This window comes from Apolloniradiicaulis salifontis, assembly GCF_053756655.1.
The window spans coordinates 1,972,532-1,996,418 of the sequence record NZ_CM132387.1; the positions used below are offsets into that span (position 1 = coordinate 1,972,532).

22 protein-coding genes and 2 tRNA genes are annotated in these 23,887 nt (G+C 66.2%); 7 read left to right on the plus strand and 17 right to left on the minus strand.

Annotated features, from left to right (window positions below):
* Positions 1 to 36: 36 nt before the first annotated feature.
* From ACWCOP_RS09540 to ACWCOP_RS09550, 3 genes are all read right to left on the minus strand, one after another.
* On the minus strand, positions 37 to 636 hold the full coding sequence (locus tag ACWCOP_RS09540; protein WP_478248054.1) for a DUF2497 domain-containing protein: 600 nt from the start codon (positions 634 to 636) through the stop codon (positions 37 to 39).
* Positions 637 to 731: 95 nt separating this feature from the next.
* The gene (locus tag ACWCOP_RS09545; protein WP_478248055.1) at positions 732 to 2,081 is read right to left on the minus strand and encodes a TolC family outer membrane protein; all 1,350 of its coding nucleotides are present in this window, start codon (positions 2,079 to 2,081) and stop codon (positions 732 to 734) included.
* A 143-nt stretch (positions 2,082 to 2,224) separates the two neighbouring features.
* Positions 2,225 to 2,881, minus strand: a complete 657-nt coding sequence (locus tag ACWCOP_RS09550; RefSeq protein ID WP_478248056.1) for a protein-L-isoaspartate O-methyltransferase family protein — start codon at positions 2,879 to 2,881, stop codon at positions 2,225 to 2,227.
* Between the two features lie 179 nt (positions 2,882 to 3,060).
* Between ACWCOP_RS09550 and ACWCOP_RS09555 the strand changes: the two genes are divergently transcribed.
* Positions 3,061 to 3,134, plus strand: a tRNA-Cys gene (locus tag ACWCOP_RS09555).
* Positions 3,135 to 3,215: 81 nt separating this feature from the next.
* Here ACWCOP_RS09555 and ACWCOP_RS09560 read toward each other — a convergent pair.
* Positions 3,216 to 3,572 carry an Mpo1-like protein gene (locus ACWCOP_RS09560; protein WP_478248057.1) on the minus strand — a complete coding sequence of 119 codons (357 nt, stop codon included), beginning with the start codon at positions 3,570 to 3,572 and terminating at the stop codon, positions 3,216 to 3,218.
* 346 nt (positions 3,573 to 3,918) lie between these two features.
* On the opposite strand from ACWCOP_RS09560, the gene ACWCOP_RS09565 reads away from it, so the two are divergent.
* Positions 3,919 to 3,994, plus strand: a tRNA-Asn gene (locus tag ACWCOP_RS09565).
* A gap of 201 nt (positions 3,995 to 4,195) precedes the next feature.
* Positions 4,196 to 6,388: a selenide, water dikinase SelD gene (gene selD, locus ACWCOP_RS09570; protein WP_478248058.1), complete on the plus strand. Its 2,193-nt coding sequence runs from the start codon at positions 4,196 to 4,198 to the stop codon at positions 6,386 to 6,388.
* Here the strand turns inward: selD and mnmH are convergent.
* The 3 genes from mnmH to ACWCOP_RS09585 all read right to left on the minus strand — a co-directional run bounded on the left by mnmH (position 6,385) and on the right by ACWCOP_RS09585 (position 10,405).
* On the minus strand, positions 6,385 to 7,428 hold the full coding sequence (gene mnmH / locus ACWCOP_RS09575) for a tRNA 2-selenouridine(34) synthase MnmH (protein WP_478248059.1): 1,044 nt from the start codon (positions 7,426 to 7,428) through the stop codon (positions 6,385 to 6,387). The two genes, selD and mnmH, sit on opposite strands and share 4 nt — an antisense overlap.
* 101 nt (positions 7,429 to 7,529) lie before the next feature.
* Positions 7,530 to 9,368 (minus strand): ABCB family ABC transporter ATP-binding protein/permease, encoded by a 1,839-nt coding sequence (locus tag ACWCOP_RS09580; protein ID WP_478248060.1) that lies wholly within the window; start codon positions 9,366 to 9,368, stop codon positions 7,530 to 7,532.
* A 50-nt stretch (positions 9,369 to 9,418) separates the two neighbouring features.
* On the minus strand, positions 9,419 to 10,405 hold the full coding sequence (locus ACWCOP_RS09585) for a LysM peptidoglycan-binding domain-containing protein (RefSeq protein ID WP_478248061.1): 987 nt from the start codon (positions 10,403 to 10,405) through the stop codon (positions 9,419 to 9,421).
* A 141-nt stretch (positions 10,406 to 10,546) separates the two neighbouring features.
* On the opposite strand from ACWCOP_RS09585, the gene ACWCOP_RS09590 reads away from it, so the two are divergent.
* A complete protein-coding gene (locus tag ACWCOP_RS09590; RefSeq protein ID WP_478248062.1) occupies positions 10,547 to 11,101 on the plus strand; it encodes an LOG family protein in 555 nt (184 codons plus the stop codon).
* Here ACWCOP_RS09590 and ACWCOP_RS09595 read toward each other — a convergent pair.
* From ACWCOP_RS09595 to ACWCOP_RS09630, 8 genes are all read right to left on the minus strand, one after another.
* Positions 11,098 to 11,565 carry a hypothetical protein gene (locus ACWCOP_RS09595; RefSeq protein WP_478248063.1) on the minus strand — a complete coding sequence of 156 codons (468 nt, stop codon included), beginning with the start codon at positions 11,563 to 11,565 and terminating at the stop codon, positions 11,098 to 11,100. The genes ACWCOP_RS09590 and ACWCOP_RS09595 overlap by 4 nt on opposite strands.
* 103 nt (positions 11,566 to 11,668) lie before the next feature.
* Entirely contained in the window at positions 11,669 to 12,181 is a 513-nt protein-coding gene (locus ACWCOP_RS09600) for a curlin-associated protein (RefSeq protein ID WP_478248064.1), read from the minus strand.
* A gap of 135 nt (positions 12,182 to 12,316) precedes the next feature.
* The gene (locus tag ACWCOP_RS09605) at positions 12,317 to 12,511 is read right to left on the minus strand and encodes a helix-turn-helix transcriptional regulator (protein ID WP_478248065.1); all 195 of its coding nucleotides are present in this window, start codon (positions 12,509 to 12,511) and stop codon (positions 12,317 to 12,319) included.
* Complete coding sequence (locus ACWCOP_RS09610; protein WP_478248066.1) at positions 12,508 to 12,942, minus strand: hypothetical protein; 435 nt, start codon at positions 12,940 to 12,942, stop codon at positions 12,508 to 12,510. Before ACWCOP_RS09610 ends, ACWCOP_RS09605 begins: the two co-directional genes overlap by 4 nt.
* Before the next feature lie 112 nt (positions 12,943 to 13,054).
* Positions 13,055 to 13,519, minus strand: coding sequence for a preQ(1) synthase (gene queF / locus ACWCOP_RS09615; protein WP_478248067.1), 465 nt, complete (start codon positions 13,517 to 13,519; stop codon positions 13,055 to 13,057).
* Positions 13,520 to 13,594: 75 nt separating this feature from the next.
* A complete protein-coding gene (locus ACWCOP_RS09620) occupies positions 13,595 to 15,271 on the minus strand; it encodes a serine hydrolase domain-containing protein (protein WP_478248068.1) in 1,677 nt (558 codons plus the stop codon).
* Between the two features lie 87 nt (positions 15,272 to 15,358).
* A complete protein-coding gene (locus ACWCOP_RS09625) occupies positions 15,359 to 16,420 on the minus strand; it encodes a helix-turn-helix domain-containing protein (protein ID WP_478248069.1) in 1,062 nt (353 codons plus the stop codon).
* Positions 16,417 to 16,887, minus strand: a complete 471-nt coding sequence (locus tag ACWCOP_RS09630; protein WP_478248070.1) for an Lrp/AsnC family transcriptional regulator — start codon at positions 16,885 to 16,887, stop codon at positions 16,417 to 16,419. The genes ACWCOP_RS09625 and ACWCOP_RS09630 overlap by 4 nt, the downstream gene beginning before the upstream one ends.
* Positions 16,888 to 17,072: 185 nt before the next feature.
* Here ACWCOP_RS09630 and ald point away from each other — a divergent pair, with 185 nt between their 5' ends.
* Positions 17,073 to 18,191: an alanine dehydrogenase gene (gene ald / locus ACWCOP_RS09635; protein WP_478248071.1), complete on the plus strand. Its 1,119-nt coding sequence runs from the start codon at positions 17,073 to 17,075 to the stop codon at positions 18,189 to 18,191.
* Between the two features lie 942 nt (positions 18,192 to 19,133).
* Here the strand turns inward: ald and ACWCOP_RS09640 are convergent.
* Positions 19,134 to 20,090 carry an NAD(P)H-dependent flavin oxidoreductase gene (locus tag ACWCOP_RS09640; protein ID WP_478248072.1) on the minus strand — a complete coding sequence of 319 codons (957 nt, stop codon included), beginning with the start codon at positions 20,088 to 20,090 and terminating at the stop codon, positions 19,134 to 19,136.
* 99 nt (positions 20,091 to 20,189) lie between these two features.
* Positions 20,190 to 21,017, minus strand: coding sequence for a sulfurtransferase (locus ACWCOP_RS09645; RefSeq protein ID WP_478248073.1), 828 nt, complete (start codon positions 21,015 to 21,017; stop codon positions 20,190 to 20,192).
* Between the two features lie 236 nt (positions 21,018 to 21,253).
* On the opposite strand from ACWCOP_RS09645, the gene ACWCOP_RS09650 reads away from it, so the two are divergent.
* Both ACWCOP_RS09650 and tyrS read left to right on the plus strand, forming a co-directional pair.
* Positions 21,254 to 22,471, plus strand: coding sequence for a mechanosensitive ion channel family protein (locus ACWCOP_RS09650; protein WP_478248074.1), 1,218 nt, complete (start codon positions 21,254 to 21,256; stop codon positions 22,469 to 22,471).
* Positions 22,472 to 22,548: 77 nt separating this feature from the next.
* Positions 22,549 to 23,829: a tyrosine--tRNA ligase gene (tyrS, locus tag ACWCOP_RS09655; protein WP_478248075.1), complete on the plus strand. Its 1,281-nt coding sequence runs from the start codon at positions 22,549 to 22,551 to the stop codon at positions 23,827 to 23,829.
* Positions 23,830 to 23,887: the final 58 nt, after the last annotated feature.

The following is a 23,887-nucleotide window of genomic DNA, read 5'->3' on the forward strand; positions in this document are numbered from 1 at the left end:
CGCCCGCTTCATGGGCCTTTACATCACAAGGCGCGCCTAGCGGCGGCGGCGTGCGATACGCTCGATCTCGGCCTGGACCTTCTCTTCCACAATCGTGGGAAGGTTGTCGTCCAGCCACTGCTTGAGCATGGGGCGAAGCAGCTCGCGCACGATGCCTTCAAGCGTCTGGCCCTGATCGGAAGAAACACGCAGGTTTTCCGAAAGGGCGGCGAACATGCCGGACGCGGCGCTGGCGGGCGCGTCGTCAACAAGGTTGTCCTCTTCCTCGACCGCAGGCTGGGGAACCGGCGCCGGCTCGGGTTCGGGCGCCTCGTCCTCGCGGTCGAGGATCATCAGATCGTCGGCTGGGGACACCGGCTCGCTCACAGGCTGGGGTTCTTCCTCGACCCGGTCGGTCAATTCCAGAACGTCGTCCTCATCAGGCTCGTCCATCGGCTCGGCTTCGAACGCTGGCTCCGGCTCGGCTTCGGGCTCGGGCTCCGGCTCGGGCTCCGGCGCTGCGGCTTCCGGCTCGGGTTGAGGTTCGGGCGCGGCCGCTTCAGCCGGCTTTTCGTCTTCGTCTTCGTTGATGATCCGCCGGATGGAGGCGAGGATCTCCTCCATCGTCGGTTCCTGTTCGGCGTTTTCCTGAGCCATGGTGATCCTTCATCCGTCGAGGGGCTAACGGGTTAACCAAGGTTAGGCGCGCACGGGAACCAAAGTCCAGCGTTCACCTGTCGTAAGGACCGGTCTTAATCCCAGGGCGTTAAGTCGAAGTTGAGACCGCGCGCGGCCTCAAACTCGGCCTGGGGATCATAGGTCTCCACCGGCAAGGCGAGCCGGCCGGTGTGCAAAAGGCCCATGGCCTGCATCAAACCATAGCTCGCCACGGTGAGATCGCGCTCGGCCCTGACCAACTCCAGGCGGGAGTTCAACAATTCCTGCTCGGCGTTGAGAACGTCCAGCGTCGTTCGAAGGCCCACGAACGCCTCCTGCTCCACACCTTCAAAGGCGATCTCGTTGGCGCGCACGGCCTCCCGGCTGGAGGTGATCACGGCGAGCGCGGCTAGATAATTATTCCAGGCGTTGGAGACGCCTTCCACCACCTGGCGGCGCACAGCGAGGCCCTGAAGCCGGGACTCATCGGCGGCCGAGCGCGCTTCGCGCACCCGCGAGCGGTTGAGCCCGCCGGTGAAGATCGGCACCGAAACCTGGGCGCGGACACTGGCCGAGCCGCGCGCCTGGCCTGTGAAGTCCGACATGCGGCTTTCGCTCGCCGAGGCGCTGAGGCTCACCTCCGGCAACAGTGCGCCGCGCGCCACGCGCACGCCCTGTTCGGCGGCGCGTTCAGCGTATTGGGCGGCCAGGAGGTCGGGATTGTTGGAGATCGCCACATCGACCGCCTCGGCGTAATCCTCCGGAACGATCGGCGCGGCCTCGGGATCGGCCGGCTCCACCGACTCGATGCCGGTGACGCGCAGATAGGCGGCGCGCGACGCCGCAAGTGCGGCCTGAGCAGCGGACAGCTGGGCGCGGGCGCCGGACAGGCGGGCCTCGGCCTGAGCCACGTCGGTGCGGGTGATCTCCCCCACCTCGAACCGGTCGCGGGCCGCGCGAAGCTGCTCGGCGAGCACCTCCACGTTATTGGAGCGGATCGACACGACAGAGACGTCACGCACCACGTCGGAATGGGCGGAGATGGCGGAGATGAAGATCGTCTGCTCGGTGGCGCGCAGCTGCTCGCGGCCCGCAAGGATGCGGGCGAGGGCCGCGTCTATCGACCCCGAAATGCGTCCGCCGCGATAGATCGCCTGACTTGCGGTGAGCCCATAGGTGGCGGAGCCTTCGGGATCCTGCTGGAACTGCGCCGCTCCGCCCCAGGTTTCCTGCTCTGACGCCGAAGCGCTCGCCGACAGGGTCGGCAGCCGACCGGCGCGAGCCTGAAAATACCCTTCCTCGGTCTGCTCCAGCCGGGCGCGCTGCGCCGCCAGCGTGGGGTTTGACGCGTAGGCCGCGCTCAAGGTTTCTTCCAGCGTCTGGGCCGATGCGGAACCAAGCGCGGTGAACGCCAGCGCGGCGCCGATAACGAGCCGATATTTCATAAAAACGTCCCTTCCGCCTTGGCCGATACGACCCCTGGGCGCTAACCCGCCCCCACATATGCACGCGCACGCAACAAAAGGAAAGTGAACGGTGTTCACTTTTCACTTCTCCCGTTGGGCCTGATCGGTGTTCGAGGCCCGGTTTAGAAGACGAAACCGGTCTCCGGCTCGAACCCCGGAAGGAAGGGCGGCGCGGCGTCGAACACGGCGCGCTCGCCCACATGGCCTCCGGTCTTGGTGTAGATCATCGCCCGGCCGATCACGCCCTCGCGCTCGATCACGGCGAGGCGTCCGTTCTCGGCCAGCTGGTCAAGCCAGGCCGGCGCCGGAGCGGACACGGCGCCGTTCACGAAGATCACGTCAAAAGGCCCCTGGCCCGGCACGCCGGCGGCCAGATCGCCCTCGATGACCACCGCATTGTCCGCGCCAACTTTCGACAGGCGGTCGCCGGTCTTGCCGGCCAGCTTGCTCTGCGCGTCCTCAAGTCCGATGACCGTCTCGGCAAGGCGCGACAGCACCGCGCTGGAATACCCGCGCCCGCACGCGATATCGAGCACCACGTCGGTCGGCTTCACCCTGGCGGCGTGCACCAGCTTGGCGAACTCGCGAGGGCGCAGCATGGCGCGGGTCTCGCTCAACGCCACTTCGGCGTCGGCGTAGGCCTTGGAGAGCTGGGATTTGGGCAGGAAAAGCTCACGCGGTATCGACCCCATGGCGTCCTGGATGCGGTGATCGGTGACGTCGGAGGGGCGGATCTGGCTGTTCACCATCGCCAGGCGGGCCTTGGCGTAATCGTACATGGCGCGGACGCTGACCTCTTATCTGTTTGACGCCCGGCTTATATCCCCGCCGGTCGCGGTGCGGCAAGGCGTGCGGCGCCGCGCGGGCGTGAATAATCGGCTCATCCGCTGAGATTCGCAGCGCAAAGCCCGTTGCGGCGAGCGGTCGGTTTGGGTAAGCATCCCCCCTCGCTCTGAACGGCGCCATGGCGGAGTGGTGACGCAGAGGACTGCAAATCCTTGCACCCCGGTTCGATTCCGGGTGGCGCCTCCAGAGCTCTTTCGCGCATCTGACATGAAAACGCCCGGACCGCCTGGTCCGGGCGTTTCGCGTTCGAGATTTGAAGCCACCAGCTTATTCAGCCGCCCGGGCGTTCGGATGGCCGAGCACGCCGGCCTTTTCAAGCTCGCCCTTGAGCTGACCGGTGAACGCCAGGAACGTCATCCGGTAATCACTGATCAGCGACCAGAGCGGGTGGGTGAAAGTGGCCGGCTTGTTCTTCTCCACAAAGGCGTGACTCACCCACGCGAAGCCGTATCCGCAGAGCGGCCAGAGCAGCATCGCCCACCAGGTCTGCGTGGCGACGGCGCCCAGCAGGATCGACGTTCCGATCACGGTGCCGGCGTAATGCAGGTAGCGCGTGAAGGGCTCGGCATGTTCGCGCAGATAAAAGGGCCAGAATTCATCATAAGATGCGCTGCGCTCAGCCATGGCGGTCTCCTCTAGCTTTGTTTCAAAAAGCATAGCATATCCGGGACGATAGCGCGACACCCGGGCGAACGGGCGTCCGTGCGCGGGGATTCAGGTTTGGAAAACTTTTTCGAAAACCCGCGTTAACGTTAGGCGATTGTTAACCGCCGACTCAGTATTTGTTTACATGTCTTCCCTCGAAGACACCCCACCATCCACCCAATGCCTTTTCGGGAGCGTTCGCGCTCCCGATTTTTTTTGACCGCCGTAAAGCCGTGCTGCACTCGGCTGACGAGGCGCGCAGCACGGCGCTTGCGCCCGCCAAAAAGCGTTGCTAAAGACCGTGCCTCCATCGTGGATGGGGTGTTCCCCGGTAGCTCAGTTGGTAGAGCAGCGGACTGTTAATCCGCTTGTCGCTGGTTCGAGTCCGGCCCGGGGAGCCATTCACCTTTCCACGACGGCCTCTCCTTCATTTCCGGCCATCAGACGCTCCAAGCGTCACTGGCGCATCCGGACTCGATATGGAAAGCTTTCAGCGCTTGGCTTGTTGATGCACTGCAGGAGCCCGGCCCTTCGTTCGTGCCTGGCCGGACCCTGACAGCGCCATCTGCGCCCGCACTCTTGCGACGAAAGCCCGAGCCCACATGCGCCTTCCCACGCCGCTCACCCGCGACCTTGTCCTGATCGGCGGCGGCCACGCCCACGCTCTTGTGCTCAAGCGCTGGGGCATGAAGCCGCTCGCAGGCGCGCGCCTGACCCTGATCGATCCATCGCCGGTGACCGCCTATACCGGCATGCTGCCCGGCTATGTGGCGGGCCACTACGCCCGCGGCGCGCTGGAGATTGATCTGGTGCGCCTGGCCCGCCACGCCGGCGCGCGCCTGATTCTGGACCGCGCCTGCGGGATCGACCCTGAAGCAGGCCTGATCCGCCTTGAAGGGCGTGAGCCGGTGCGCTTTGACGTCGCCAGCCTGGATATCGGTGTGAGGGGCGCCGTGCCCGATGTGGAGGGCGCGGCCGAATTCGCCACGTCGGCCAAGCCGCTGGATCGTTTCGCCGATCGCTGGGACGCCTTCCTTGCCCGGCTGGAGACCCGCAACGCCAGGCCCCGGGTCGCCGTCATCGGCGCCGGGGCGGGCGGAACCGAGCTGGCTCTGGCGTGCGCGCACCGCCTGTCGCAGTCCCACCCCAACGGCTTTGAAGTGAGCCTCATCGAAGCGCGCGACGACATCCTCACCGACCTCAGCCCCTCAGCGCGCCGGGCGGTGAAACGCGCGCTAAAGGACGCCGGGGTGCGGGTTCATACGGGCGCGCGCCTGGAAAAGATCGACGCGCACGCTGTTTCGCTGGCCGACGGCACGTCCATCGAAAGCGAGTTCACCATCGCCGCCGCCGGCGCGGCGCCCTGGGACTGGCCGGGCCGGACCTCTCTGGCGTTGGAAGACGGCTATGTGAAGGTGGGCCGCACGCTTCAATCGATTTCCAGCCCCGCTGTCTACGCAGTGGGTGATTGCGCCCACCTCACCCATGCGCCGCGGCCGAAAGCCGGGGTCTATGCAGTGCGCGCCGCGCCGGTCCTCTACGAAAATCTCCGCACGGCGCTGCAGGGCGATGAACCGTCGAAACCCTTCAACCCCCAGGGCGATTATCTCAAGCTGATCTCCACAGGCTCGAAAACCGCGGTGGGGACCAAGTGGGGAGTCAGCCTGACGGGCGCCCCGGTGTGGTCGCTGAAGAACCGTATCGACCTCGCCTTCATGAACACGCTGTCGGAGTTCAAGCCCATGGAGGAGCCGGCGCTGAAGGGTGAGCGCGCCGCCGGCGTCGACGCGCTCCATGGCGGCCGGCCGCTGTGCGGCGGATGCGGCGCGAAAACCGCGCGCGGCCCGCTGTTGCAAGGCCTCTCCGGACTGCCGGCGCCCCAGCGCGCCGACGTGGTTGCGGGGCGCGGCGATGATGCGGCTGTGCTGACCTTCGGCGACCGGGTGCAGGTGTTGTCCACCGACCATCTGCGCGCCTTCATGGAAGACCCTTACCTGTTCGCCCGCATCGCCGCAGTCCATGCGCTGGGCGATGTATGGGCGTGCGGCGCCGCGGCTCAGTCCGGGCTGGTCCAACTCACCCTGCCGCCCATGGGCGAGGCGATGCAGAGCGCCACGCTGAAAGAGGTGCTCGCCGGCGCCCAGTCGGTGTTCGGCCCCGAGGGCGCGGATATTGTCGGCGGGCACACCGCCACGGGCGCCGAATTCACGCTTGGTTTTTCCGTCACCGGCATCGCCGATCAGGCCCTGCGCCAGGGCCTGGCGCGGGCCGGAGACGTGCTCGTCCTCACAAAGCCCATCGGGACCGGCGTCCTGATGGCGGCGGAAATGGCGCTGCAGGCGGGCGGGCGCGACCTTGCCGCCTGCTGGGCGAGTATGGCGAGATCCCAGGGAGAGGCCGCGCGCCAGCTCGCCGAAGACGCGCGCACCATGACCGACGTCACCGGGTTCGGGCTCGCCGGTCATCTGCTCAGCCTCCTCAACGAAACCGCCTGTGCAAGCCTGGATCTTGACGCCCTGCCCGTGCTCGACGGCGCCGAAGCGATGGCCGCCGCCGGTGTGCGCTCCAGCCTGTTTGAGGCGAACCAGCTCACCAGGGGCGAGCTAGACGCGCCCACCGGCCCGCGCACCGACCTGTTGCTGGATCCTCAGACGGCGGGCGGGCTTCTGGCCGCTTTGCCGCCGGAGCGCGCGCAACGGCGCCTGGACCTGATGAAAGACGCCGGCGAGCCGGTCTGGGTGATCGGGGAGGTCATGGCCTGCACCGATGGGCAGGCGCGGATCCGGGCGCGCTAGGCCAGCGCCGCCAGGATCTCGCCCGCCAGCGCCGCCAGCCCGTCCTGATCAAGGCGGGAGGCTTCAAGACGCGCCAGGACCGGCCGCTCATGGCGGCTGCGTTCGCGGGCATAGGCCGGGTCGTAATGGTGGGCCATCAGCCCGGCGGCGAGGGTCTCCATTTCACCCGCCTCGGCCAGGGCCCGCCACTGCGCGATCCGGACGCCGCCCTGAAAGGGTTTCAGCGCCTCGATACGGTCCAATAGACGGGCGCGGTCGTCCGTGATGTCGCGATAGGCCTCAGCGAGAAACGCGGCGCGCGTCTCAAGGGACGCGCTCACGACCATGCGCGGCGCGGCTTCCATGGCCGCCCAGAGCGCAGGCGGGACCTGCAGCTGGCCGATCTTGGCGCTTTCCGCCTCCACCAGAACCGGGCGGGCCGGGTCCAGGTGCTGCAAACCCTGCCATATCCGGCTTTCAAAGAGTTTCTGGCCCGGCTGTCCGCCCGCGCGCCAGCCGAACAGCGAGCCACGATGGTTGGCGGCGCCCTCCAGGTCCAGCGTCTGCACGCCGCGCGCCGCGACCAGATCGAGCAGCGCCGTCTTCGCCGTGCCCGTGTCGCCGTCCAGCAAGATCACCGGCGTATCGACCCGCCCGTCATAGAGATCGGCCACGACCCGGCGGCGATAGCTCTTGTACCCGCCGTCCAGAACCGACACCCGCCAGCCGATGGCCTTCAGGATCGTGGCGAACGAGCCGGACCGCTGACCCCCGCGCCAGCAATACACAAGCGGGCGCCAGCCTCCCTCCCTGTCGACAAGCGCGGACTCCAGCCAAGCGGCGGTGTTCCTGGCCACCAGCGCCGCGCCGATCTTCCTCGCCTTGAAGGGATCGACCTGCTTGTAGATCGTCCCCACGCGCGCCCGCTCCTCATCGGAGAGGACCGGCATGTTCACCGCGCCCGGCACATGATCCTCGGCGAACTCGCCGGGCGAGCGCACGTCGATGACCGTGTCGAATCCGGCCGGGTCGGCGAGAAATTCGTCAAAGCTGATTTTCATGGGCGGCGGGTTAGCATGGCGCCGGGCCCATGGCGAAGGCCGGGTCCATGGCGCAGGATGGCGCGGAGCATCGCCTCGCCGTCCGGCGGCCGCGCCCTCACCTAGGCCGCCTCGCCCTGCTTTTTCCACATGGCGGCGTAGCGCCCGTCTGCGTCCAGAAGCTGGGTATGAGGGCCGGCTTCAGTCAGCTTGCCGTCCTCCATCACGAGAATGATGTCGGCCTTGGCGATGGTGGACAGGCGGTGGGCGACCGCAATGGTGGTGCGCCCGCGCGCAGCCTCGGCCAGCGCGTCCTGCACCTCGGCTTCGGTCTGGGAATCCAGCGCCGAGGTGGCCTCGTCGAGAATCAGAATCGGCGGATCCTTCAGGATCGCCCGGGCCACGCCCACGCGCTGCTTTTCGCCGCCGGAGAGCTTCAGCCCGCGCTCGCCGACGCGGGTATCAAGCCCGTCGGGAAGCTGTTCGATAAAGTCTTTCAGGCGCGCGCGCTCCACCGCATCCCACAGGGCGGTGTCGTCGGCTTCAGGCCGGCCATAGAGAATGTTCTGGCGCAGCGTGGTGTTGAACAGGACCACTTCCTGGGGCACGAGCCCGAGATTGCGGCGCAGGCTTTCCTGAGTGACCTGGGAGATGTCCTGACCGTCGATCAGGACCCGGCCCTGATCGGGGTCATAAAACCGGAACAGCAGCCGCAGGAGGGTGGATTTTCCCGCCCCCGAGGGCCCGGCGAGCCCCACATAGGCGCCCTGGGGTATGTCGAAGCTGACCTGATCGACGCTGCGCGACCGCCCGTCATGGGCGAAGCTGACGCCTTCAAAGCGCACCGCGCCGCCCTTGACCATGAGGGGCTTGGCCATGGGCGCATCGGCGATTTCCGGCTCCAGGCGTAAGGTCTGGAACAGGCGTTCGAGATCGACGCTGGCCTGTTTGATTTCGCGGTAGGCCCAGCCGAGAATATTAAGCGGCTGATAGACCTGCATCAGCATAAGGGTGAGCGCGGCGATGTCGCCCACCTGCATCTCGCCGTTCACGGCCTTCCAGGCGCCCACCAGCGCAACCGCCAGCAGGCCGCCATTCATGATCGCGGCCTGGGCGGCGTTCAGCGCCGCGAGGCTCTGCTGGGACGCAGAGGCGGCGTCGGCGTAGCGCGACTTGGCCTCATTGTAGTTTTCCGCCTCGCGGGCCTCTGCGGCGAAGGCCTTCACGGTTTCAAAATTGGACAGGGCGTCCACCGCGCGCGCATTCACATCGGTGTCCGCCTCGTTCATGCGCCGGCGAAGCTTTACGCGCCATTCGGTCATGATCCAGGTCATCACGGCGTAGCCGAGCACGGCCACCGTTATGATGACGGCGAACTCCCAGCCATAGAGAACGAACGCCACGCCGGCGGCGAGCAAAAGCTCCACAAGGGCGGGCAGAATGTTGAACACCAGAAAGCGCAGCAGGAAATCCACCGCAGTGGCGCCGCGCTCGATGATCCGGTTGACCGCGCCGGTGCGCTTTGTCTGATGATAGCCCAGCGACAGCGACTGGACATGGGCGAAGCCCTGCACTGCGGTCAGGCGCTGAGCGTCATTGGTCACGGGCGCAAAGATGGCGTCTCGCAGCTGCGGCGCGCCGGTGGAGGCGAAGCGCAACAGCCCGTAGACGAGCAAGAGCCCGCCCGCGGCGGCGAATGTGCCAACGGCGACGCCGCCGCCTGCCTCGCTCGCGGCGCTAGCGGCGCTGGAGATGACGTTGACGCCCTCGCCGAACGCCACTGGAGCCGCCACCGAGAAGCCTTTGGAGATCAGGGTGATGGCGAAGGCGATCGCCATGCGCGGGCGCCAGCGGCGCATGTCCTGTGATTTCAGGATGGCGAAAAGCCGGGATACGGCTTCGTCGAGCCGGCCTTCGGGGGCCGGGCCGTCCAGGACGTCTTTGTAGGAAGGTGGGCTCATTGCAATCTACTTAAGCCGAGCCGCCCCTCGGCGCCACCTTCATGAGGCGATCAGCCTGCGTCGCTCTCGTCGGGCGCCTGGAAGACCTGGCCGGGATAGATCAGATCTGGATCGCGGATCTGATCGCGATTGGCCTGATAGATCACCGTGTATTGAAACCCGTCGCCGTAGAGACGCCGCGCGATACGCCAGAGCGAGTTGCCCGGCTGAACCACCACCCGGCCCTGCTGGCGCGCGGTGAGCGCCTGCTCGGCGCTAGCGCGTTCAAACGGCAGGGCGATCACGGCGGTGACCCGGCCCTCCTCGTCCAGCATGTCGATCTGAAGGTCATAGACGCCCGGAGCAAACGCGGCGCCCGCTTCCAGCGACCATCGGCCGTCGGCGTCCGCGACCGTCGTGCCGATCTGTTCGCCGTCGGCCAGCACGCGCACGCGCATATCCGGCGTGGCGCGGCCGGAGAAGATCACCGAACCGCTCTCGTCATAGTCCACGGTCTCAAGCGCCAGCGGTCCGGTGGAGACGCCGTCGAACGGGCTCTGCAAGACGCGGCTGGCCTCGCCCGGACGGCCCAGGACCACCAGGGGCGTCGAATCGCGGCTTTCAGGCACCGCCACCACCACGACCTGTTCGGACCGAATCTCCTGGCCCTCGGCGGTGGTCATCAGAAGGGACAGCTCGGCGGAACCGGTGGGCAGAGGATCGTTGATGATCATCACCCACTCGCCGGACCCGTCCACCTCCACGGAGGAAAGCTCGCGATCGCCGGCCATCAGCACCACGCGCGAGCCGGGCGCGCCGCGCCCGGCCACTACGGCGGTGCCGCGCGGATCGACGCGGACAATGTCGAAGGTGGGCGGAGCGAGCGCGCTGCGCTCTCCGGCTTCGCGCTCCACGACGGACTGACCGGCCTCAGAGCGAGCCGCTGGAACGGGATCCGCATCCTGCGCGCCCTGGCGGGTCACGATGAATGCGGCGGCGGCTGCGACGGCTGCGATGAGCAGAACCGTTGCAATGAGAAAGGACCGCGTGGCGGCCATGGGCGTCTCCTGGCTGCGTTTCGTCACCGCGCGCCGCCGTGCAAGGCTCGCGCCGTAAAGCGGGAAGGGCCTAGACTGGCGTGAAGTCGGGCGCGTTTCAACGTGTCTGTGCGGTCAATCTCACCTGACGATGAGGCGAAAATGCGGAGTATCTGCGTCTTCTGCGGTACAAAGACAGGCGGCGAGCCGCGCTATGGGGCGCTGGCGCAGGCGGCCGGGGCGGCGATCGCGCGCGCCGGGATGCGCCTGGTCTATGGCGGCGCCACCGCGGGGCTCATGGGGGTCACCGCCCGCGCCGCGCTTGCTGAAGGCGGCGACGTGTTCGGCGTGATTCCCGAATTCCTCATCCCCGTGGAGGGCCGCCAGGACGGCGTGGAGATTCGCATCACAGCAACCATGGCCGCGCGCAAGGCGATGATGGTGGAGGAGGCCGACGCCTTCCTCATCCTGCCCGGCGGCGCGGGCACGCTGGAGGAGGTGTTCGACATGGTCATGCTCGCCCAGCTGGGCCGCCACGCCAAGCCGGCGGCTTTCCTCGACACCGCCTTCTGGGGGCCGCTTGAGACATTATTGCGCCATGTGGTCGAGACGGGCTTCGCGGATCCGAAAATCCTCGAGGCGATGAGTTTTCACGGCGACGTCGAGGACGCGTTGAACGCCCTCGACGCGGCGATGATCCGCACCGCCGGCGCCTAGAACGAGCGGCCGATGGCGGCGCGACCCCGGTCAGGAGTGAGGTGCAGGCTGTCTGTGCAGACGGTCCGTCCGTCATGGCCGGTGACCGTCAGCTCGGCGCGAAGCGGACGCCTGAGCACGTCGTTGGGATTGACCCGTGCGCCCGGCCGGAAATTCGCCGGCGTGCTGTCCACCAGATAAATCCGGCTGAGGCGCTCCATGCGCCGATCATCGCCGTAGAAATCACCGCCCTGATCGGCGGTGAGACCGGGCGCGCGCACCGACAGGCTCCAGTCGCGTGCATTCCAGGGCGCTGCGAGCGCCACAAGCGCGCCGCCTTCGATGCGCAGGGCGCAATGGCCGCTCAAGGTTGGCGAAACCAGGGTCGGCGGCGCAATACGCCCCGGCGGATCGGCGGACGCCGCAGCGCCCACGGCGCCAAGGCCGGTGATGGCGAGAGCGGCGGTGATGAACAGGGTTTTCATGACAGTCTCCTTTCTCGGGAGGAACAGATGAAAGATCAGGCGGCGGGCGCCGGCCTTGACCCATCCGCCGGGCCTGAGCCCGGCGAATGGGGCGCGGCGAGGCCTAGTGATTGCCCTGGATCACCAGAGTGACGTTGCCCGACCCGGTCTGGCGCACATTGGCGCGCTGGCCTGACCCGGCCTGGATCACGCCGACGGCGTTATTGGAGCCGTACTGATCGGTGACGGCGCTGTGGCCGGTCCCGAACTGGGCGATCCCCGCCTCGTTGCGATAGCCCTGCTGGTAGGCGTAAGCGCTGTTGTAACGGCCGTCCTGGCCGATCACGGTGGAGTTGCGCTGGCCGTACTGGTCCAGCGCGGCGCTGTTGCCATGGCCGTACTGGGCCACCGTGGCGCCGTTGCGCAGGCCGTCCTGATAGGTGGAGATGTACTGGCGCGAACCGCGCTGCTCCAGCGAGAGCCGGTTGCGGTGACCGACCTGACGGCCGCCGATCTCGTTGGAATAGCCCGACTGGTTGATGTCGACGCGGTTGCGCTGCTGCGCCTCGGCGGCCGAGGCGGTCCCGGCGATGGCGGCGAGGCTGAGGCCGGCGGCCAGAAGCATTTTGAGTTTCATGGTGAAGTCTCCTCTTGCTGATGCAGGCGGTCCGCGCCTGTCGAGAGGGAGACTTGCAGGGGACGGGTGAACGCAAGCGGAGCAGTGCGTTCACCCGGCGTTGGGGTAGATGAGCGCGCCGTTCATCACCGGCGGTCAGCCCTTCGGATCGAAGACGTCCTCGATCCGCATCTCGAACACCTCGGCGATCTTGAACGCGAGCGAGAGGGACGGGTCGTGCTTGCCCGTCTCCACCGCATTGATCGCCTGGCGCGACACGCCGACCCGCTCGCCGAGCGCCGCCTGGCTCCAGCGCCGCTCGGCGCGCAGGACGTGGATGCGGTTCTTCACCGGTAGCGCCTTGAAACCAGGGGCAAAGCGAGCCCCCACACCGCCACCATCGCGGGCAGGACCCAGATCAGGGAAATCCGCGGCACGTTCATCCAGCTTTCCACGAAGCCCCAGGCGAAGGCGGAAAACGCGATGATCCCCGCCGCGATGAGGATCGCCTCCGACTGGATGCGCGTCTGCACCTCGTCCAGGCTGCGCAGAAAGATCACGAATTCGCGCAGGCCGAAGAGCGCGGGAATCACCGGCGCCAGAGCCAGGGCCAGGCGCGCCGGATCAGGCAGGTCGAACGCCCGGTCCAAGAACGGCGCGCCGATCACCATGCCGGTATAGGCGCCCATGAATCCCAGGAAGGCGAAGGTGTAACGTCTGGCGGCGGGGGTCATGGATCCGCCTCCAGGTTCGCGGCGGGACAGGTTCTCATCTGTGGTCATGGCGCATCCTTTCAGGTTTGCATGACTATAAGTAATGCTTACCTTACACTCCTGCGCCCGTCAAGTTAACCTGACTAAATGACAGGCTTGCCGTTCATTCCGTCAGAAAGTCCTAACCCCGGCCGCGATAGGGCTGGACGCCCTGATCTGGGATCCACAGGCCTTTGGGCGCTTCACCCCACTGGCCGAACACGTCGATGGGAATGCCGCCGCGCGGATACCAGTAGCCGCCGATACGTAGCCATTTGGGCTGCATCTCGTCCACCAGACGCTTGCCGATCATCATCGTGCAGGCTTCGTGGAAGGCGCCGTGATTTCTGAAGCTCTGCAAAAACAGCTTCAGCGACTTGCTCTCCACGATCCAGCGCGCCGGCGCATAGTCGATCACGATATGGGCGAAATCGGGCTGGCCGGTCACCGGGCAGATCGAGGTGAATTCAGGACAGGCGAAGCGGATCATGTAATCGGCGTCCTGTGCCGGGTTCTCCACCCGCTCCAGGCGCGCGTCTTCAGGGCGCTCGGCCGCTCTCGCGTCCGAGCCCAGCATGTCCAGCTTGGAATAGCGCTCTTCAGTCATGGGCGGGCATGTAGCGCTAGAGCGAGCAGGCGGCAATGGCGCATCTGCGCCATCGCCGCCGGACACCGCCACCGCCTACGGCAGGCGTTCAAACACCACGTCGACCATCAGCACGCCCGACAGATGAAATCCCGTCACTCGTCCAGCCTCGTCGCGAATGAAGGCGACGTTCTGGAAATAGTTGTTCGCGCTGTTGAACACGTCGCTCTGGTAAGGCGACAGCGCGATACTCCCCACCGCAGGGTGGAGCGCGAACAGCCGCCCGTCCTCGACAACGAAATCATACGCAGCGTTCAGCTCGGCGCTGTAAAACGTTCCTTCAAAGTCCTTTATCTCGACCGAGGCGGGATCAAAGGGCTCCAGTTCGACCCGCGACGCCGGCAGCACGCCCAGCAGGCCGATCCGATACCCGAATCCCTCGGCCGCCCCGTCAACCTCGGGATCGAACACAATCGCCAGATCGGTCACCGGGTTGAGTTCAAACTCATGGTCGGACAAGGCCGGCAACGTCGTGAACCCCTCCTGCCCCAGCACGGCGAAACCCAGCGTTCCCTCCTGGGCCCGCAATGAGAAGATCAGGCCGGGAAACAGCGCATAATCGCCTTCATAGGCGGCGAGCTGTTCCGGCGACGGCGTGGTGGTGACGGCGCTGTCAGCGGCCAGACGCGACTCCAGCAGGGCGTCGAGCACGGCATAGGTGGTTTTGGCGATATCAAAATCAGCCGCATTGCTGAGCACCGAAATGCTGAGACGTTCACCGGGAACACGCAGCAGGAACGCCCGATAGCCCGCGTCCCGGCCCCCATGGCTCCAAATCTCGAGGCCCCGGTGGACCCGGCGCTCCTGTCCATAGGCGTATGTCGTACGAGCGCCGTCATTGAGAACGCCGAGGGTATGAAGTGCGGCGTAGAAGGCCGGCTGAACCTCGGCCAGGCGGTCAAGATGGGCCGCCCAGAGCGCCAGATCGCGCCCCGTCGTGGTCAGGCCGGTCGATCCGGTCAGCGCATAATTGAATGGTGCGCGCCCATATTGCTCACCGGTCCAGGCATAGGACTGAGCCCTGTTGGGAATAATCGTCGCCAGGCTGTCGACATAAACCGTGTCGTCCATGCCCAGCGGTTCGAAAATCAACTCCCGGCAATAGGCAGGCAGGGTTCGCCCAGAGACGCGTTCGACCACTTCAGCCAGCAGGATGAAGCCCGAGTTGTTGTAGGCGAAGGCTTCGCCCGGCGGTGCGTTCATGGCTTGCTGGCGCAGGATCAGATCCAGCGCATGGGCGTTGGTGACCCTATCTTCGGCCCGAAACCCGCTGGCTCCGACCAGGCTCATGGCGTCTCTGATCCCATGGGTATGCGCCAGCAGATCCCGCACGGTCACGGCGCGATACACGTCGGCTTCGGGGATATAGGCGGCGATCGACGCATCGAGATCGATGAGGCCCTCGCTGGCCAGGCGGACAACGGCGTAGGCGGTGAACTGCTTTGAGACCGAGGCGACGTGAAAGCGGGTTTCCTCGGTGATCGGCGCGGCGTGCTCCAGATCGGCGTAGCCGGTCATTTCAACGAGGATCGGCTCACCCTCGTGAGAGACCTGGATGATCGCGCCGGGGCCCACGGCCTCGTCCGCCCAGGGCGCCAGGGCCCGCCTCATGGCGTCGCGCGCCGCCTCCTCATCCAAGGGAGAAGCAGCGATCGCCGGGGCAGCGCAGAGCGCGCCGATCACAACGGACAGGATTGCGGGTTTCAGGTTCATGGGCTCCTCCAGGCTTCAGACCAGTGAGGGGCTACGGTCGTGTCCGGGCGGGCGTCGTCCGACTTCGCGAAGTCGGACGCGCATTCTTCAGCCGGAATCCTGTGAGGCCCTGAACGCGCTCGGCGTCAGCCCCGCATGCTTCGTGAAAGCGGTGTTGAACGAGGACTTGCTGTTGAAACCGGACGCATAGGCGATATCGAGCAAGGTCCGGGTGCGCCCGCGATCCTGCACGATCAGGGTCTGCGCGTGGCGGATCCGCCAGCGATTGACGAAGTCAAAGAAGTGCAGGCCCACATGATGGTTCAGGACGGCGGAGAGGTCTCGCTCTCCCACGCTCAATCGACGCGCCAGCGCTTTCAGGGTCAGCGCCGGTTCAAGATGGGGGCGGCCCTCCGCCATGAACGACTCCAGCCTCAGCGCCAGCGCCGCCATGTCAGCTTCGCGAAGAGACGGCTCGGACCTCGTAGCCTCTTCGCGCGCCAGCGGTCTGAAGAGGGCGGGCCACAACAGCGCCGTCAGGGTCATCGCGCATAGAATCGCGAGCGCGATGAGGGCGGTCGTCAGCTGTAATCCGCCAAAGGATACGGGCCAGCCACCAAAGACAGAGAGCGTGCGCAAGACCACCAGGCTATGGGCGAAGAAGGATGTCCCTATGACAGCCCACATCCAGCGCAACTGAGCGGTCTGAGGCTCCGACCGGCGTGTCTTGAGCTGTTCGCCAAATCGCAAGACGGTCCAGGCGGACAGACCCAGATAGACATAGAACTGGACATGCAGGACCAGGATCGCCCAGGCCGGAAGCTGACCTGTCCGAAACACCATATCGAGGAGCGTCATAACGGTCAGAGCGCCCGCCCCGATCACATGCCAGCTCATTTTGCCTGCAGGCCGACAGAGCATGACGATATAGCCGAAGAACAGCGGCATCTGCAGGAAGCTGAGCGGCGCGCGGTACGCGATCCAGACCTGCATATCGCCCGGCGCCAGCAATCCAACCAGCCCGACCAGATCAACAGCGGTCAGCGCCAGAAATCCGGCCAGATAACGGTTCGCATGCGCCAGCCGCCCCTTCGAAGCCAGCAGGAACGCCGCCAGAAGCAGGCACAGCAGAGCGCACATGGCGCCCAGGCCGGCGAGAAGCACGATCATGCGCCCCTCACGCTCAGGGCGCGGCGGGAAAACACCGTGCGCATGGCGATGTTGGAGACCAGCCGGGCGACGCCGGGAAGGCCGGAGAGTCGCTCGCGGTGGACGCGCTCATAGTCGCGGGCGTCGCGCACCTGAAGCCGCAGCAAGTAATCCTCCGCCCCCGTCGTCAGAAAGCAATCCGTGACGTGCTCGATTTCGGTTACTGCGGCTTCAAACGCCTCCATGGTTTCGCGTTTCTGGTTCTCGAGCGTCACCAGAACGATCACCGTCAGGCCGAGCCCCACCTGCTCGGCCTTCAACAGGGCCGTGTAGCCACTGATCACCCCCTCCGCCTCCAGCGCCTTCACGCGGCGATGGCAGGCCGAGGCCGACAGCCCGACCCGGTCGGCGAGGTCGGAATTGGACAGCCGCCCCTCCTGCTGGAGCAGTGCGAGGATGGCGGCGTCGACGGGATCGAGGCGGGACATGGTGAAACTCGTGCGCGCAGATGATGATTTTCAAATTGATTTGATCATTCTTTGCGTAAATTCGCCCTAAACCGCAAGAATATTCCACCATTCAAAACCTGCTTGCTGGATACGGGCCGCGTCAGGTAATTTCCGCGCAAATTCGCACCAGATCGCGGCCCAGGCGCCGCCCCGGGAGATCCTCCATGCGCATCGGCGTTCCCACAGAGATCAAGAACCACGAATACCGTGTCGGCCTTACCCCGAACGGCGCGCGTGAGCTGATCGCCCATGGCCACCAGGTGGTGGTGCAGAAGGACGCCGGCCTCGGCGCCGGGTTCACCAATGAGGAATACACCGACGCCGGCGCGTCGCTTCTGGACGGCGCGGAGGCGGTGTTCGGCGAGGCCGAGCTGATCGTGAAGGTGAAGGAGCCCCAGCCCAGCGAAACCGCCATGCTGCGCGCGGACCAGACGCTGTTCACCTTCCTGCACCTGGCGCCCGATCCGGTGCAGGCGGAGGGCCTGCGCAAATCGGGATGCACGGCGATCGCCTATGAGACCGTCACTGACGCCTCGGGCCGGCTGCCGCTCTTACGTCCCATGTCCGAAGTCGCCGGGCGCCTCAGCGTCCATGTGGGCGCCAACGCTTTGCACAAGGCGGCCGGCGGCCGCGGCGTGCTCATGGGCGGCGTTCCGGGCGTGCGCCCGGCCAAGGTCGTGATCCTGGGCGCCGGGGTGTCCGGCAGCCACGCCGCCGAGATGGCGGTGGGCCTTCGCGCCAACGTCACCGTCATGGACCGCTCTTTGCCCAAGCTGGCCGAAATCGATCAGCTGTTCCGCGGTCAGGTGACGACGCGCTATTCCACCACCGGCGCCATCGCCGACGAGCTGGCCGACGCCGATCTCGTCATCGGCGCGGTGCTCATTCCCGGCGCCGCAGCGCCCAAGCTTGTGACCCGCGAGATGCTCTCCATCCTCAACGAGGGCGCGGTTCTGGTGGACATCGCCATCGACCAGGGCGGCTGCTTTGAAACCTCGAAAGCCACCACCCACCAGGACCCCACCTATATCGTGGACGGGATCGTGCACTATTGCGTGGCGAACATGCCGGGCGCCGTGGCGCGCACCTCCACCCAGGCGCTCACCAACGCCACCCTGCCCTTCACCCTCGCCCTGGCCGACAAGGGCGTGCGCAAGGCGCTCAATGACGACATTCACCTGGCCCACGGCCTGAACGTCGCCGAGGGCGAAATCACCTACAAGGAAGTCGCCGACGATCTGGGCGTCCCGTTCAAGACGCCGGACTGGCTGACGGTGGGTTAGAGGCGGCCCTCTTCCATCCCCTGACACGCCGCGTGTCCGCCCCCCTCCCCATGAATGCGGGCGAGGGGGACAGACGGCGCGTTTCAAATGGCGGCGTATATCCTCCCAGCCCCCCTTACGCACCCTTATCCCCGCCGGCGCATCGCCGCGGGGGTATGGAAAGGGGGAGAGGCGCGGGGGAAGTCCGGGCCGTTATGGAAAACTGGTTTTTGGGAGCCCGATAAAGCCCCCGCGCCTCGTGGTGATTTTTCGGCATGAGCCCGGCTTACTTACACCATTTCTACGCCGCCGGCCGAGGCTCGTCAGGATTGCTCCCGCGGGCGATTGGGCGCCAGGCCCGTTCGCAACGCTACCCCTGCCGGGTCCTCCGGAAATTGCATCGTCCGCCTTTTTACAGACCGGCTCGTCACCTCCGGCCTGCTCGGGACACCACCCTCCGCCGCCCGACCTGAAGACGCTGCAGACCGCCCCCTCCGTCACGGCGAAGTGGGGCCAGTATGGGGCGGACTTGAGCGGGGGCGGATACGGGGCGGCGATATCCATGGCGCTTTCGGCGATCTCTCAGGGATTACAACGCCGTTCAGGCCCCGTCTCCCCATCGCCATGGGGGAGAAGGTGAAAGTGTTCAGGAAAATCGAGTCCCGGTTCGATCCCCGGCGACGGCCGGGGGCGAGACCGGGATCTACGGCGCTGAATGTGTGAAACGCTGTGCAGGCGGCGGGGGTGGCGGGGCGTTTAAATCTTCAAACCTCGTGGATCCCGGTCTTCCCCCCGGACCTGCGCCCGGGGATGAAACCGGGAACCGGTAAGGACGTAAGCAGTTGAGGAAAACCGGGTCCCGGTTCGATCCCCGGCGACGGCCGGGGGCGAGACCGGGATCTACGGCGCTGATTGTATGAAACGCTGTGCAGGCGGCGCGGCTGGTATGGCGGCCGCCCTCTCCTACCCCATCACCCGCGCCTTCGCCGCCTCGTACTCCGCCTGAAGCTGGTGCACATAGGCGCCGGCGCCCTGGATCTTCTTGATCGAGCCGATGCCCTGGCCGGAACCCCAGATGTCTTTCCAGGCCTTGGCGGCGCCGCCGGAGCCAAAATTCATCGCGCTGGGGTCGCTCTCGGGCAGATTGTCGGGATCAAGCCCGGCGTTCTGGATGGAGCGTTTCAGGTAGTTGCCGGACACGCCGGTGAAGAGGCTGGAATAGACGATGTCTTCGGCCCGCCCGTCCACGATGCCCTGCTTGTACTCCTCGCTGGCGCGCGCCTCGTCGGTGGCGATGAAGGCCGAGCCGATATAGGCGTAGTCGGCGCCCATGGCCTGAGCCGCCAGCACGCCGCCGCCGGTGGAGATGGACCCCGACAGCGCCACCGGACCGTCGAAGAATTCACGGATCTCAGCCATCAGCGCAAACGGCGACAGCTCGCCGGCATGGCCGCCCGCCCCGGCGCACACGGGGATCAGGCCGTCGGCGCCTTTCTCCAGCGCCTTGTGGGCGAACTTGATGTTGATGATGTCATGCAGCGTCTTGCCGCCCCAGCTGTGGACGGCCTGATTGAGCTCCTCGCGGGCGCCCAGCGAGGTGATCACCAGGGGAACCTTGTATTTCTCGCAGGTGGCCAGATCATCCTCCAGCCGGTCGTTGGAGCGGTGCACGATCTGGTTCACAGCGAACGGCGCGGCGGGTTTGTCCGGGTTGGCGGCGTTATAGCTGTCGAGTTCAGACGTGATCTCGTCGAGCCATTCGTCCAGCTGGCTTTGCGGGCGCGCGTTCAGCGCCGGGAAGCTGCCCACCACCCCGGCCTTGCACTGGGCGATGACCAGCTTGGGGTTGGAGATGATGAAAAGCGGCGCCGCGATCACCGGCACGCTCATGCGCCCTTTGAGAATTTCCAGTCCAGCCATGTCTCTCCCCGCGTGGTGTTTTCAGGTAAACAGCGTTCGCCGCCAAGCTAGCGCGGTTTGAGCGCCATGGAAGCCCCGTTCGCTGCGCGTCCATCGCGCTCACCGCTCCACCGGCAGATCCTCCCTTGCGCCCCATTCGCTCCAGCTGCCGTCATACAGGCGCACATCGCGAAATCCGCCACAGATGAAGGCGGCGTGGAGGATGGCGGCGGTGACGCCGGAGCCGCAGGTGGAGATCACCCGCCGGTCTTTCGGCGCATCGGGCAACACCGCGGCGAGCTTGTCCTCTTTGAGAAGCTTGCCGTCGGCGTCCAGCACGCTTTGAAACGGCAATGAGACCGAACCCGGGATATGGCCCGAGGCGAGGCCTTCCCGCGGTTCGGGCTCGGTCCCTGCAAACCGGCCCGCCGAGCGTGCATCCACGATCAGGGCGTCGCGCGTGTTCACATGGTGGAGCACGTCGGCCCAGCTCACCGCGTCGTCGCGGATCAGACGGATGCCGCGTTCGAAGGCGCGGCCGGCGGGGTGAATGAACCCGCTCTCGATCTCGCCGCCGGCCTTGCGCCAGGCCGCCAGCCCGCCGTCGAGGACGCGCGCGTCGCAGCCGAACCGGCGCAGCGTCCACCAGACCCGGAAGGCGGCGAGGCCGCCATTCTGGTCATACACCACGAAACGCTCCTCACCTTTCAGCCCCGCCTCGCACAGCCAGCGCGCAAACCGCGCCGCACCCGGCGCCATGTGCGGCAGGCCGGAGGTGGGATCGCGAATCGCGTCGATATCAAAATGGACCGCATGGGCGATGCGGCCCGCCTTGAACGCCTCCGCGCCGGTCTTGCCGCTGGCGGGCATGAACCAGGTCGCGTCGATAAAGGCCGGATCGGCTTCAGCAAGCGCCTGGACGGCGGTGATGGTGACCGGTTCGCGCATGATGAGCCCTCTCGCATGGCTTTTGTCCGGTCAAAACTAGCAGGCCTTCTTGCCCGCGCCAGCCGCCTGAGCCACGCTTTCTGCGATAATGAGCGCGAAAACCCGCTGCGTCCGGGAGGCGGCCTATGGCAGGCCGCTCAGCGAAGGCGCGGCGATCCCATCGCGGCTGATACGGGAAAGCCACTCTGCAAAACCGGATTCTGACGCGAACCTTCGCGCGGGCTTCGAGTCGGCCCATGATGACCACCACAGGCGCAACAACGGATTCGACCATGCAGCAGGACGCCCAATCCAACGCCCCGGCGGTGAGCGACGAGGAGATCACCGAAACCGTGAGCCGCGGTTTCGCCCGCGTTGGCGAGGGATTTTCAGATCTCGCCGACTGGGTGCGCGCCAACGAGGCCGAGGCGCTGGCCGCGGTCGGGGTCGCCGCCGGTCTCTATGTGGCGATGCTGGTGCTGCGCATGGGGGTCCACGCCGCGCTGAAACGCATCGGGCGCAAGGACGAGACGGCGTTCCCGGCGATCGTCGGGCGGGCGGTGGGCAAGATCAATTCGATCTTTCTATTGCTGGCGGCGCTGGCGATCACGGTGCGCCTCTATGACGTGCCGGGCATGTTCACCGCGGTTCTGTCCTGGCTGGTGCTGGTCGCGGCGGTCCTGCAGGTCTCGGCGTTGGCCCAGGAGATCGCGGTCTCGCTGCTGCAGCGCAAGGCGGCGCGGGCCGGAGACGGCGGATCGGACATCTCAAGCGCGGTCAGCGTTCTCAAATGGCTGATCATCGGGACGATCTGGATCATCACGATCATCGTCCTGCTGGACACCGCCGGGGTGCAGGTGACCGCCCTGATCGCCGGTCTCGGCGTCGGCGGCATCGCCATCGGCCTGGCCGCCCAGGGCATTTTCTCCGACCTCTTCGCCTCGCTCTCCATTCTCTTCGACAAGCCGTTCAAGAAGGGCGATTTCGTCACCTTCGGCACGATCAACGGCACGGTGGAGGAGATCGGCCTTCGCACCACGCGCATCCGCTCGCTGTCGGGCGAGCAGATCAGCGTCTCCAACACCGATCTGATCTCCGAACGCGTGCATAACTTCCAGCGCCTCATGCGCCGGCGCCAGGTGATGCGGATCGGCGTGCTCTACCAGACGCCTGCGGACGTGATCGAGGCGATCCCCGGGTGGATCCGCAACGATCTCGAACCCATCGAAGACGTCACGGTGGACCGCGTGCACTTCACCGGCTTCGGCGACAGCTCGCTGAATTTCGAGATCGTGTTCTGGGTGGAGGCGGCCGAATACGTCATCCTCATGGACAAGACCCAGGCGGCGGCTCTGACGATCATGCGCCGCTTCGAAAAGGAAGGCGTGGACTTCGCCTATCCCACCCGCACCCTGTTCATCGCAGGGCCGGGCGGCGACGCCATCGATCCGCGCGAGCCGGGCTCCAGCGCGTAAGCGCCCAAGTCGTTGCAAAGCGGATGGGGCGCGGCTAAGCCGACCTACTCTGTCCCGTCCTGATGCGAGACCTTTCCATGAGCTTCAAACTCGCCGATCCGACCGCCACGCCGTTCCTGGAGGATCTGGAGCGCCGCGGCCTGTTGAACCAGCAAACGCCGGAGCTCACCGATGCGGTGATCGAGGCGGAGCGGCCGCCGCTCTATGGGGGTTTTGACCCGAGCGCCCCGAGCCTGCACGCGGGCAATCTCGTCCCGCTTCTGGGCATGGACCGGTATCGCCGCCGCGGCGGGCAGGTCATCGTGCTGCTGGGCGGGGCCACCGGTATGATCGGCGATCCGTCGGGAAAGGATACCGAGCGCAGCCTTCAGCAGGCCGAGGCGGTCCTGAGCAATATCGAAAGCCAGCGCAGGCAGTTCGAAGCCCTGTTCGCCGCCACCGACGGCCCGGCGCCGATCTTCGTGAACAACGCCGACTGGTACCGGGACATGGACGTGATCCGGTTCCTGCGCGACGTGGGCAAGCATTTTTCGGTCAACGCGATGCTGCAGAAGGACTCGGTGAGGAATCGGATCGAGAACCGGGATCAGGGCATCAGCTTCACCGAATTCAGCTACGCGCTCCTGCAGGGCTACGACTTCGTGCACCTGTACCGCGAGCACGGCTGCCGCATCCAGATGGGTGGATCGGACCAGTGGGGCAATATTGTCGGCGGCGTGGATCTCTTGCGCCGCATGGAGAGCGTGCAGGGCCACGCCCTCACCTATCCGCTGCTGACCAATTCGGAAGGCAAGAAATACGGCAAGTCGGAAAAAGGCGCGATCTGGCTGGATCCCGAGCTGACGAGCCCCTACGAGTTCTACCAGTTCTGGCTGAACACAGCGGACGTGGACGCGCCGAAATTCCTCGCCTGGCTCACTGATATCGAGCTCGCCTCGCTTGAGGATCTCAAAGCCGCGCCGGCCCATGAACGCCGGCCGCAAAAGGCGCTGGCGCAGCTTCTGACCACGCGCGTCCATGGCGCGGATGAAACCGCGCTGTGCGAAGAAGCCAGCCAGGTGATCTTCAACGGCAAGGCGGACACGCTGTCGCCGGCGCTGGTCGCCATGATCGCGCGCGCCGTGCCGACGCAGGACGCGCCCGCCGGCGAGCCCTGCGCGCTCATTGACGCCATGGTGTCGGTGGAGGCCGCCGCCTCCAGGGGCGAGGCGCGCCGGCTGATCAAGCAGAACGCCGTCTCGGCCAATGGCGAAAAACTCGCCGACGAGCAGGCCGACTTACGCTCACACAAGGCCGGCGCGGACGCGGTGATCCTGTCGGTGGGCAAAGCCAAGCGCTTCCTGGTTCGGTTCCGCTGACACGCGGCGCGGCCCGCTGAGGATTTACGGCGATGAAGCCGGACTGAGGGCCGCCCCG